This is a genomic window from Pseudomonas sp. PS02303, from assembly GCF_029959925.1.
Lineage (GTDB): Bacteria > Pseudomonadota > Gammaproteobacteria > Pseudomonadales > Pseudomonadaceae > Aquipseudomonas > Aquipseudomonas mandelii.
Genome location: NZ_JASCOM010000006.1, coordinates 20755 through 33121 on the forward strand (window position 1 = coordinate 20755; position 12367 = coordinate 33121).

The following is a 12367-nucleotide window of genomic DNA, read 5'->3' on the forward strand; positions in this document are numbered from 1 at the left end:
TTTGTAAGCGGTTCCGGGGCCTCTGCCTGAAAGGGTAGAGGCCCGCCGCTCGAGAGTTTTCCGCCGTGAATCAACACCCCCTCGTCAGTATCGTCATTCCCGCCTACAATTCGCGCTTCTTCAGCCAGGCGCTGATGAGTGCACTCGCTCAGACCTACGAGCATGTTGAAATCGTCATCTGCGATGACTCGCTCGACGATGACATCCGCAACATTGTGGAGGGCTTCGCCAAGCCGGCTCATCCGGTTCGCTACCTGCGTAATCCGCAACGTCTCGGGTTTCAGAAGAATATTCTGCGCTGTGTAGAAGAAGCCCGTGGCGAGTTCATCAAAGTGCTGTGCGACGACGACCGTCTGTTTGCGCCCAGCGTTGCCTTGCAGGCCCAGGTGCTGATCGAGCATCCCGATGTCAATTTGGTGTTTGCCCTGCGCATGCTCAGCGATGCCGGCAATTTTCTGCTGCCGTCGCGCGTGGACAACTGCCGCTTTTGCCCGAGCGATGCGCTGCTCAAGGGCGACGATATGCTGGCGATCTTCGAGGGCACACCCAAGAATTTTCTCGGTAACTTCAGCGCGGCCCTGATGCGTCGCGCCGATGTGCTGGAGCTGTTGCCAGCCTTGATCCAGGAAGGCGCCGGGTTCATCGCCATGCTCGATTTCGCCTTGTTCGTGTGCCTGATGCGCCGCGGTAACCTGGTGTCGCTTGGCTCCGTGCTGAGCACCGAGCGTCTGTATGCGCAGCGACTGAGTCGGACCCCTGAGATGCTCAAGGCTGCGGCGCTTGAGTGGAGCTGGCTGGCGCAGATGCTCGCGGTACGCAGTGGTGAATCGGCGCCGGCATCGGGCTGGGTTCGCTATATCGACCTAGGCAAAGTCATTAATCAACCCCACGTCTGGGAAGAGTTGTACGTGACGCGCATCCTCGGCAACCGCAGCACAGTGGTGGATGGTCGAGTGGGTGGGGAGAGCGAGAGTTACGCCGACTTCTATCGCGAATGGCTGGCGATTCGCAGGTTCTCGACAGTCGAGCAGCGACTCATGCCGCAGCGCATCGACAGCTGGGCGTTCCGCCCGCAGATCGTGCCGATCGTCATTGGCCGCGGTGCCGACAGCGCAACGTTGAAAGCGACATTGCAGAGCATCAGTGCTCAACTGTATGCGCCTCAGGCAGTGGTGGTGCTGTCCGATGCGCACTGTGATGCCGATGATCGAATCGTTCAGTTGCCGTTCCAGTCGAACTGGGCGCAACAGCTCAATGCAGTGGTCCCACAACTGGAAGGTGCTCACTGGTTTTACCTGTTGCGGGCCGGCGACACCTTGCGTGAATCCGCTCTGCTGATTCTGGCGGAGCGCATTGCTGGTTCTGGGGGGATCTTCTGTGTCTACAGCGACGAGGGTGCGCTGGTCGACGGCGAGTCGATCGACCCGGTGTTCAAGCCCGATTTCAACCTTGACCTGATGCGCGCCTACCCCTACGTTGGCCGAGCCCTGGCCTTCGAACGTCAGCGTTTCATGGCCCTGGGTGGGTTCGACCCGGCTCACGGCGAGCTGGCACCCCATGACCTGATGTGGCGTCTGGTAGAAGAGGTCGGTCCGCAGTCCATCGAGCACATTGCCGAGATTCAGGTGGAGTCGAGCCTGGCCTTTGCCGACTGGCTATCATTGCCCGAAGTCATCGAAAACAACGCTGGCATGGTCGGAGCGCATCTGGACCGTATCGGCGTGGCGCACACTATCCGCCACGAAAAATTGCCACTGATCAATCGCATCGATTACCGGTCTGAGGCGCGCCCGCTGGTATCGGTCATCATCCAGACCGGTGATTCGCTTTACGCCTTGCAGCGTTGCACCGAAGGTTTGATCGAGCGCACGGCTTACACCCAGTACGAAATTCTGATCGTCGACAGCGGCACTGACGACCCGGCGATGCTCGACTGGTTGGCTGCCATGACGCAGCTGGGTGCCGCGATGCTGCGGGTGCTGCGTTACGCTGGTGATGCCAACGACGCAGCGATCCGCAACTTTGCCGCTAGCCTGGCTCATGGCGAATATTTGCTGCTACTCAGTCCTCAGACGGTAATCTGCGACAGCGACTGGCTAGACGAATTGCTCAACCACGCACTGCGTCCCGAAGTGGGGGTGGTCGGTGCCCGGATTCTCAGTCCGCAGGGTTCGATTGTCAGCGCCGGGTTGATCCTCGGGTTGGCGGGGGCGGTCGGTTCGCCATTCGCCGGAGAGGCTGCCGACTCTCGCGGCTACATGCAGCGGTTGCACGTGACCCAGAACTGGAGTGCGGTCAGTGACCAATGCCTGATGGTTCGCAAGGAAGTGTTCGACAGTCTGGGGCAGCTTGATGAGACGACGTTTACCCAGGGGCTGGGCGATGTCGACTTGTGCCTGCGGGCGAACAAGAACGGCTATCTGGTTGTCTGGACGCCGTATTCCAGTGTGGTGTTGGCCTCGGAAGGCGAGGGGCCGACGCTGGAGCTGTGCGAGCGTGAACAGGAAGACTTCTATCGAAAATGGTTGCCGAAGATCGCCAAGGATCCAGCCTACAGCCCGGCACTGAGCCTTGGGGTTTCCAGCTTCAGTTTGGAACCTTCCCTACGTAACAACTGGAACCCGTTCTGCACCCGTTCCTTGCCACTGGTCCTCGGTCTTCCGGTCAACAGCACTGCCGTCGGTCACTACCGAGTGATCGCTCCGCTGGCAGAACTCGAAGCCGCTGGGCGAGTGATCTCACGGGTGGCCCATGAGTCGCCGTCGATCATGGAGATCGAGCGTCTGGCCCCGGACACCATTGTCCTGCAAGGACGTTACAGCGAAGGCTCTGCCGGCGATATTCTGCGGATGAAAAAGTATTCCAGCGCACTGCGGATTTTCGAGCTAGACGATTACATCGTCAGTTCGCCGAAGAAAAATGCCCTCGCCCGCAATATGCCGGTCAACACCGAGCAAATGTTGCGTGAAGGCATCGGTCTATGCGACCGCGTGGTGGTCACCACCCAGCCATTGGCTGATGCCTTGTCGAGCATGCATAGCGATATTCGCGTGGTGCCGAACATGCTGTCGCCGGAACCATGGGCGACGCTGACCAGCCATCGTCGTACCTCCAGCAAGCCGCGGGTCGGCTGGGGCGGCGGCGCCAGCCACACCGGTGACCTGGAGATCATTGCCGACGTGGTTCGCGAACTGGCGAATGAAGTGGAGTGGGTGTTCTTCGGCATGTGCCCGGACGAATTGCGTCCTTACATCCATGAGTTCCACTCGACCATCAGCCTGCAGAGTTACCCGTTCAAACTGGCGAGCCTGAATCTCGATCTGGCGCTGGCGCCGCTGGAGTTTCACATCTTCAACGACTGCAAGAGTAATCTGCGCTTGCTGGAGTACGGCGCCTGCGGCTACCCGGTGATCTGCACTGACACCGAGGCTTATCGCGGCCATTTGCCGTGCACCAGGGTCTACAGCAACAGCACGGACGAATGGCTGCAGGCGATCCGCATGCACCTGGCCGATCCGGACGCGAGTTACCGCATGGGCGATGAACTGCGTGAAGCGGTTCATCGGGATTTCATGCTGCGGGGCGATAACCTTCAGCACTGGCTGTGGGGCTGGTTGCCGGACTGATTCCGTTATTACCTTCTAAACATCAAAAGATCGCAGCCTGTGGCAGCGCCACAGAGATGTATTGACACCTGGAGCTGCCGAAGGCTGCGATCTTTTTTGTCCCGCGCAATTGGCTCACTTCCTGCAAGTCTCCCGTATATCGCCATAAAACCTTCACCCCCGCAGGTGTGAACGGCCCTGTGGCTGCAGGTAAACGATGTGCATCTGACGGTTCGCCGACCCTTGCTGGGGCGGGACGAGCGAAGAGCAAGAGGATAGCGATGAAGGCAGTAATTCTGGCAGGCGGTCTCGGCACGCGGATCAGCGAAGAGTCGCACCTCAAGCCCAAGCCGATGATCGAAATCGGCGGCAAGCCAATTCTTTGGCACATCATGAAACAGTACTCCGCCCACGGGATTCATGACTTCGTGATCTGCCTTGGCTACAAGGGCTACGCGATCAAGGACTTCTTCGCCAACTACTTTCTGCACACCTCCGACGTCACCTTCGACATGCGCAACAACCGCATGGACGTGCACCAGAACTACAGCGAGCCGTGGAGTGTCACCCTTATCGATACCGGCGAGGAAACCATGACCGGTGGCCGTCTGCTGCGCGCTGCACCCTACCTGAAAGACGAAAATGCCTTTTGCTTTACCTACGGCGATGGTGTCTCCGACGTCGATATCAGTGCGCTGCTGAGCTTTCATAAGGCCCACGGTAAGTTGGCCACCGTCACCGCTGTGCAACCGCCTGGTCGTTATGGCGCCCTGCAACGCATCGGCGACCAGGTGATGGGGTTCACGGAAAAACCACGCGGCGATGGCGGCTGGATCAATGGTGGTTTCTTTGTGTTGTCACCGCAGGTTCTGCCCTACATCGAGGATGATGCGACCAGTTGGGAAGCGGAACCGCTGATGCGTCTGGCCGAGCTTGAACAATTGCGTGCCTTCGAACACTCGGGCTTCTGGCAACCGATGGATACCCTGCGCGACAAGAACCACCTCGAAGCACTGTGGCAGAGCGGGGAGGCCCCATGGAAGCAATGGGACTGAGCCCGCAATTCTGGCGCGGTAAACGGGTGCTGGTCACCGGGCACACCGGTTTCAAGGGCAGCTGGCTGACCCTGTGGCTGCAAAGCCTCGGTGCCGAGGTTAGCGGTTTTGCCCTCGACCCGTCCACCGAGCCAAGCCTGTTCGAACTAGCGCGAGTGCACGAAGGCATCAATGACCAACGCGGCGACCTGCGTGATCTCGGCGCCCTGCTGGAACTGATCGTCGAGACGCAGCCGCAAATCGTCTTGCACCTGGCGGCTCAGCCGCTGGTGCGCGAAGGGTATCGCGACCCTCTGGGCACCTATTCCAGCAACGTCATGGGCACCCTCAATCTGCTCGAAGCAATCCGCCAGGTCGGCGGCGTGCGCGCCTGCGTGCTGGTGACCACTGACAAAGTCTATGCGAACAAAGAATGGCTATGGCCGTACCGCGAGGACGAAGCGCTCGGTGGTCACGATCCGTACAGCAGCAGCAAGGCTTGCTGCGAGTTGCTGGCCCAGTCTTACGCCGCATCGTTTTTCCCCGTCGAAAAGTATGCCGAGCACGGTCTGGCGCTGGCCACGGCGCGTGCCGGCAATGTGCTGGGCGGTGGTGACTTTGCGCCGGAGCGTTTGATTCCCGACGTGCTCAAGGCCTGGTCGGCGGATGAGCCGGTGACCTTGCGCTACCCGCACGCCGTGCGCCCCTGGCAGCACGCCCTGGAGCCGTTGGCCGGTTATCTGCAATTGGCCGCCGGCCTCTACGAGCAAGGCCCGGAGTTTGCCGGTGCGTGGAACTTCGGCCCGAGCGAAGCGGACATGTGCAGCGTCGGCGAAGTGGTCGAGTTGCTCGCCAACCGCTGGCCCCAAGCGCGCGGATTACGTATCGAGCCGAGTGATTTGCATGAGGCGGGTCTGTTGCGCCTGGATAGCAGCCGCGCCCGTCAACTATTGGCCTGGCAACCGCGCTGGTCGTTGCAGCAGTGTCTGACCCAGACCCTCGATTGGCATCTGGCGTCGCAGAACGGTGACGACATGCGCACGATAACCTTGAATCAATTGAATCTCTACAGGGAACGGTCATGACTGATTTCACGCTCCAGGCCCTGGAGTTGGAGGGATTGTATCTGATCCGGCAAAAAGTGTTCTGCGATGACCGGGGCCGGTTTGCCCGACTGTTTTGCCAGACCCGTCTGACGTCGCAGGGCCGCCCGTTTGCCATCCGTCAGATCAACCATTCGCGTACGGTCGAAAAGGGCTGTGTGCGTGGTCTGCACTACCAGAAAGCCGGCTATGCAGAGTCCAAGCTGATTACCTGCGTACGTGGTGCAGTGTGGGATGTGGTGGTCGATCTACGGCCGCAGTCCCCTACCTATTTGCAGTGGCACGCCGAAGAGCTGCGGGCCGACGATGGGAGCAGTTTGCTGATTCCGGCGGGCTTCGCCCATGGCTTTCAATCCCTGACCGACGACTCGGAAGTGCTCTATCTGACAGACGCGGACTACGTGCCGGATCATGAAGCAGGCCTGTCGGTCACAGATCCTGCGTTGTCGATCCCTTGGCCGTTGCCCGTCAAGAACTTGTCAGCCAAAGATGCATGCCATCCTCTGCTGGACGAAGACTTCAGCGGAGTCGAGCTGTGACGGGGCACGCCATGACAGTGCTGGTCACTGGCGCCACCGGTTTTGTCGGCCGGCATCTGATCAGCGCCTTGCTCGCCAAAGACTTCAAGGTTCGTGCGGTTTCTCGAAATATCGAAGCCGCGCGTGCCATGCCGTGGTTCGATGAAGTGGAGTTTGTCACCGCTGATATCCACGCACCGGATCTGGACGTGGAAAGCTTGGCCGATGGCATGGATGCCATTGCGCATCTGGCATGGACCGGCCTGCCAAACTACCAGGCACTGTTCCATTTCGAGCGGAACCTGCCCCTGGATTATGCCTTTCTCAAGCGGGTGATTGAGGCCGGTGTCAGCCAAGTGCTGGTCACGGGAACCTGTTTTGAGTATGGGTTGCAAAGTGGCCCGCTAAGTGAGGCGGTGGCCGCACAGCCCGGCACCCCCTATGGCCTGGCCAAACACACTTTGCGCCTGTTCCTCGAAGCCTTGCAGCGTGAACGTGCGTTCACATTGCAGTGGGCACGCCTGTTCTATCTGTATGGCGAGGGACAGAATCACAACAGCCTGTTAGCCAGTCTCGATCGGGCCATCGATGCCGGTGACACGCAGTTCGATATGTCGATGGGCGATCAGTTGCGTGACTACCTGGAGATCAGACAAGCCGCTTCCCGGCTGGCATCGTTCATTGCTCATCGCAATGTCGATGGCGTGATCAACTGTTGCAGTGGCCAACCAGTTTCCGTGCGGGCGCTGGTTGAGCAGCGTGTGCGCCAGCGTCAATCCTCCATCGTCCTGAATCTGGGGCGCTACGGTTACTCCGCCCATGAGCCCATGGCGTTTTGGGGCGTTGCCCAGCGGATTTCGCAACTGGCGGGAGAAGAGAATGCAGCATGAACTCTATCGAGCGACCGGGCTGCCAGTTCTGCAAAACCGCACGTTTGCCAGTGCCGAACAGGCGCAGGCTTCGGGCAGCGCGGATATTGTGCTAGTGCAGGACAGCCAGAGCGGGCTGATCTTCAACCAGGCATTTGACGCCAGCAAACTCAGCTACGACGTCGACTATCAAAACGAACAAGCTCATTCGGTGCAATTTCAGCAGCACTTGACTGATGTCGAAGCCATCCTAGCGCGTCATTTCAAGGGTCAAAGTCTGATTGAAGTCGGTTGTGGCAAAGGCTACTTCCTGGAGATGCTTCGGGGGCTCGGCTATGCCATCACCGGGATCGACCCTTCCTATGAGGGCGACAATACGGAAGTGATCAAGGCCCCCTTCACCCGGGAACTGGGGCTGGCCGCCGAAGCGATCGTCCTGCGCCACGTGTTGGAACATATCAGCGATCCGGTCAGTTTCCTGGCTGAAATTTCCCGTGCCAACCATGGCGGGCAAACTTACATGGAGGTGCCGTGCTTCGATTGGATTGTCGAACACAACGCCTGGTTCGACGTTTTCTACGAGCATGTGAACTACTTTCGCCTTGAGGATTTACGCGCAATGTTCGGAACGGTGCACGAGGCGGGGCACCTCTTCGGTGGTCAATACCTGTACATCGTTGCGGATCTGTCGACGTTGCGCCGTACGCCGGTCGAGGCACCGTCGTTGCTGACGCTGTCAGATCATTTCACCGCCAGTCTCGACTGCGCGGTGCAGATCATCCGGGCCGCACCCGAGCAGGGTTCGGCGATCTGGGGCGCGTCGTCCAAAGGCGTGATTTATTCGCTGTTCTTGCAACGATTGGGCGTGGCGGTGGATCGCGTGGTGGATATCAACCCGGCCAAACAGGGGCGTTATCTGCCGCTGAGCGGCGTGCGGGTGTCCTCGCCGCAAGAGGCCATGGATGCCTTGCCCAAAGGCGCTAACCTGTTTGTGATGAACTCCAACTACCTCGAAGAAATCAAGCGGATGACCGGTGGGCGCTACGTCTATCACGCCGTCGACAGCGCTTCGTTCCAGTGACCATTGAGATTTTCAGATGACCGACAACAGCATCCATAAAGCCTTTGAAGCCGAGTGCCGGGAAGAGATCGCCCGTCAGGGCGACGACCAGAAAGTCGTCGGCCTAGCCCGTGACTTTTTCAACGAGTCCGCCAAGCACAAGTACAGCTACCACTTCTCATGGATGGGCCGTCCGATCATCCAGCTGCCGCAAGACATGATGGCGATGCAGGAGATCATCTGGCAGGTCAAGCCGGATCTGGTCATCGAGTGCGGTATCGCCCACGGTGGTTCGATCATTTACTACGCCTCCCTGCTGGAGCTGCAAGGTCACGGTGAAGTGCTGGGCATTGATCTCGACATCCGCCCGCACAACCGTGAAGCCATCGAAAGCCACCCGATGAGCAAGCGCGTTTCGATGATCGAAGGTTCGAGCATCGATCCGGCGATTGCCGCGCAAGTACGTGCCGCGGCCGAAGGCAAGAAAGTCATTCTGGTGTTGGACTCCAATCACACCCACGATCATGTGCTCGAAGAGCTGCGTCTCTACGCACCGCTGGTGTCGGTGGACAGCTACTGCGTGGTCATGGACACCGTGGTTGAAGACATGCCGGCCGATTTCTTCCCGGATCGCCCATGGGGCCCGGGCGACAACCCGAAAACCGCCGTGTGGAAGTACCTGGAAGAAAACCAGGACTTCGAGATTGACCAGCAGTTGCAGAACAAGCTGCTGATCACGGTAGCGCCGGACGGTTATCTGCGTCGCGTTCGTTAATTAAAAGTGGTTTCAGGTTCTTGGCGATTGGCCGGTTGTGGGGATAGAAAGATGCAGGTTCAAAACAGTGCTCAAAACAACGTTGCACCGCTGAGCGAGCGGTTCACGGTGGTGGTGATTTCCCACAACCGGAGCGCGTTCCTGCGGCGCACCTTGCAGTACTACAGTAGTTATCCCTGCACGGTTCTGGTTCTGGACTCGTCTGTTGAGGGCGATGAGCACATGGCCCGGGACTTCCCGTCAGTCGACTATCGCCACTTGCCGCAATACACCTACAAGGGCTTGCAGGAAAAACTCACTTACGGCGTCAATCAGGTCACCACGCCGTACATGGTGTTTGCCGCCGATGACGACTTCCTGCTGCATCGCGCACTGACCGAGTCGGTGGAGTTTCTTGAAGCCAATCCAGACTACGGCCTGTGTCATGGCTACGGGATGATGTACTTGGCCCGTGCTACCGAAGTGAATTACTACCGCCGCGACCAAAGGGTGCAAGAGGATTACAACTCACAGCAGCCTGAAGATCGTGTCATGGAGTTCATGGGCCAGTTCCTGCCGCCGTTCTATGGGGTGACCCGTACCGACCTGCTACAACAGTGGTACAGCCTGTTGCCTGCCAGTACCAGTTTCGAGTGGCAGGAAATCGGCCACGCGTTCTACCTGCTGGCGTGTGCCAAGGCGAGGATCCTACCGATTCCTTACGCTGTGCGTGAGGCGAACTATGGTGGTTCGGACCACAACACCAATGTGTTGACCGTGCTGACATACAAGGATGCGAAAACTGTCGCCGAACGCGAGCAGTTTGCGCAATTCCTGGCCTCGATTCCTACGCAGTTCAGCGACAGTGACCCATCCAGGGTCAAACAGATTGCTCTAGACAGCTTTACCGCCATGGCCGACTGCCTGCTCGAAGGTCGCTCGCTCAAAGCTACCCTGATCTTCCGTTCGACCTGGAGCGAGGCGGGGCTAGAACCGGTTCGCTCGTTCGGCCCCGAGCAGTTCGTAGAAATGCCGTTCTATAACAAACCGGTGTTCGATCTGCTGACTGAATTCGAATTTCTGTTGCACGCGATGCCGGCCGGCCGTCTGCAATTGCAGGAACTCGAAGGCATCCTGCTCAAGCAACACGAGCTGATGCGAATTCAGCCTAACGACAACGACCGCACCACCCGCGCCCGTTTGTGGGAGGCATTGAGTCTTAACCGGTTCAACCGGTCGGTGGTCAAGCGCTTGATCGAGTCGCTCGAAGGCACCGAGGAACAGGACGAGAAGCTCAAGCTTCAAGCATGGGCCAAGCGTCTGGATTCGGTACCAGGACGGGATGACCACACTCTGCTCCAGAGCATGCCATCCGGGCGTTTACTTGACTGGCTTGAAGCGCGCAATCCCGATGCCGCTCAGCTTTCAGCTATCTCCAGGCATCTGGCCAAGCACAATCGCGGCCCTCAATTCGGCATTCTGCTGCTGGATCTGGACGCCGACATGGTCAAGTTGCAGGCGACCTTTGACAGCCTGGTCAACGGCCACTGCAAAGCCTTCAACCTGGTGGTGTTCTCCACCGGCGACTTACCGACGACCACATCCGTGCGCGACACCGTGCACTTCGTCAAAGTCAGCCCCACCACCTACGTGGAACGCATTAATCAGATCGTTACCCAGTCCACTGTCGACTGGCTGTTACTGGCCGAGGCCGGTGATCAGTTCACTGCCAGCGGTTTGCTGCGCGCCAGCCTTGAGCTGATCGGCGTCGAAGGCTTGCGTGCGGTGGCGCTGGACGAAATTCAGCGTCAGGCCAACGGTGCTCTGGCGGATGTATTCCGTCCTGGAGTGAACCTCGACCTGCTGCAAACCGTGCCGTCGCTGATGGCGCGGCATTGGTTGATCCAGCGTGACGTGTTGGTTCAGGCCGGGGGCTTTTCGACCGAGTACACCCAGGCTCTGGAGTTCGATCTGTTGCTGCGTCTGATCGAAGACGGCGGTCTTGGTGGCCTGGCGCATCTGGCCGAACCCTTGCTGATCTGCAACGCGCCGATCGCTGAAGAAAATGCCCAGGAACGTCAAGTCTTGACCCGTCACCTGACCAATCGTGGGTATCGCGGTCAGGTTAGCTCGACGCTGCCGCAGACCTGGCAGATCGACTATCAGCACGCTCAGCGACCGATGGTGTCGATCATCCTCCAGAGTCAGGACAACCTGGAGCATGTGCAACGTGCATTGGTCAGCGTGCTGCAACGCACCCGCTACCAGCGCCACGAAGTGCTGATTCTCGACAGCCACAGCCAATCGTCAGAGCTGGCCGAATGGCTGAGCAGCCTGGAAGGCAAGGGCGAACGCATTCGTGTGCTGCGCACCGATCAGCATCTGAGTGATTCGGCGCTGTATAACGTTGCAAGCGCCGAAGCCAAGGGCGAGTACCTGGTGCTGCTATCGGCCGAAGCCGAGGTGTTCAATGCTAACTGGCTCGACGCCATGCTCAACCAGGCTCAGCGTCCGGAAGTCGGCATCGTCGGTGCCAAGTTGATGGACATCCGTGGCGTCACCACCCAAGCCGGGTTGGTTCTCGGTTTGAATGGCGATATCGGCTCGGTCTTTGTCGGCGAGCGCAAGGACGCCAAAGGCTACCTGAATGGCCATCAGGTCGAGCAGAACTACTCGGCGGTGTCCGGTGCGTGCCTGATGATTCGCAAGGAAGTGTTCGAAGCGGTGGGCGGTCTGGACGAAGAGCATTTCGAAGAAGTTTTTGGCGATATCGATCTGTGCCTGAAAGTGGCTGATGCCGGTTACCTCATTGTCTGGACGCCACAAGCGCAACTGCTGCACCCGGGCGTGCTGCCTGAGGCAACCCAGGCCCGTGTCGCCTTGCGTGACAAGTGGCAGGCGCGCTTCGAGCAGGACTCGGCCTATTACCAGAATCTGGCCTTGACCGGCAAGGGCCTTACTCTCAGCGAGCCGACCAGTGTGAACTGGGCGCAGTTGCTCGCATAAGCCACGAAACCGTATGCACCTGGCAGACCATGGGTCAGGTGCATTACGGCGTGACCGAAGCCGGGCGCAAGTCCCTGGTGTACCGCCGATCGCTGTATGTCACCCAGGACATGGCCGCCGGTGAACCCTTCAGCGTCGCCAATCTACGGGCCATCTGTCCTGGCTTGGGGCTCGCCACCAAACACGCTGAGACCCTTCTGGGCCGCCACGCCCACCTAGCCATCAAGCGCGGAACGCCACTGGACTGGTCGTTGGTCGAATAACCGCTTGTGAAGCTGATTCGGCAAAATAGCGTGACCTGCGAGTCATAACGCGCATCTTCACTGTATTGTATTAATCGGGGAGATGGCGCCTGGTCTCAATTTGGCCCAGTGACAGCCTTTTATTCTTCCCGTAGTCGCTCCCTGGGGGCGACGCC

General features: G+C 59.1%; 8 protein-coding genes and 1 pseudogene. All 9 read left to right on the forward strand.

The genetic code is table 11. From position 1 onward, the window contains the following. Positions 1 to 65 precede the first annotated feature (65 nt). Positions 66 to 3626, forward strand: coding sequence for a glycosyltransferase (locus tag QMX98_RS02985; RefSeq protein WP_282410232.1), 3561 nt, complete (start codon positions 66 to 68; stop codon positions 3624 to 3626). A 260-nt stretch (positions 3627 to 3886) separates the two neighbouring features. Next, a complete protein-coding gene (gene rfbF / locus QMX98_RS02990; RefSeq protein ID WP_282410233.1) occupies positions 3887 to 4660 on the forward strand; it encodes a glucose-1-phosphate cytidylyltransferase in 774 nt (257 codons plus the stop codon). Beyond that, positions 4642 to 5724, forward strand: a complete 1083-nt coding sequence (gene rfbG, locus QMX98_RS02995; protein WP_282410234.1) for a CDP-glucose 4,6-dehydratase — start codon at positions 4642 to 4644, stop codon at positions 5722 to 5724. Before rfbF ends, rfbG begins: the two co-directional genes overlap by 19 nt. Beyond that, positions 5721 to 6281 carry a dTDP-4-dehydrorhamnose 3,5-epimerase gene (gene rfbC, locus QMX98_RS03000; RefSeq protein WP_282410235.1) on the forward strand — a complete coding sequence of 187 codons (561 nt, stop codon included), beginning with the start codon at positions 5721 to 5723 and terminating at the stop codon, positions 6279 to 6281. Before rfbG ends, rfbC begins: the two co-directional genes overlap by 4 nt. A gap of 11 nt (positions 6282 to 6292) precedes the next feature. Next, entirely contained in the window at positions 6293 to 7150 is an 858-nt protein-coding gene (locus QMX98_RS03005; RefSeq protein ID WP_282410236.1) for an NAD(P)-dependent oxidoreductase, read from the forward strand. Then, the gene (locus QMX98_RS03010; RefSeq protein WP_282410237.1) at positions 7140 to 8210 is read left to right on the forward strand and encodes a class I SAM-dependent methyltransferase; all 1071 of its coding nucleotides are present in this window, start codon (positions 7140 to 7142) and stop codon (positions 8208 to 8210) included. Before QMX98_RS03005 ends, QMX98_RS03010 begins: the two co-directional genes overlap by 11 nt. A gap of 16 nt (positions 8211 to 8226) precedes the next feature. Continuing rightward, positions 8227 to 8964 carry a cephalosporin hydroxylase family protein gene (locus tag QMX98_RS03015; RefSeq protein ID WP_282410238.1) on the forward strand — a complete coding sequence of 246 codons (738 nt, stop codon included), beginning with the start codon at positions 8227 to 8229 and terminating at the stop codon, positions 8962 to 8964. Positions 8965 to 9015: 51 nt separating this feature from the next. Next, a complete protein-coding gene (locus tag QMX98_RS03020) occupies positions 9016 to 11949 on the forward strand; it encodes a TIGR00180 family glycosyltransferase (protein WP_282410239.1) in 2934 nt (977 codons plus the stop codon). Between the two features lie 20 nt (positions 11950 to 11969). Then, positions 11970 to 12212 (forward strand): annotated as a pseudogene (locus QMX98_RS03025) (SAF domain-containing protein); the annotation flags it as partial. Between the last annotated feature and the right edge of the window lie 155 nt (positions 12213 to 12367).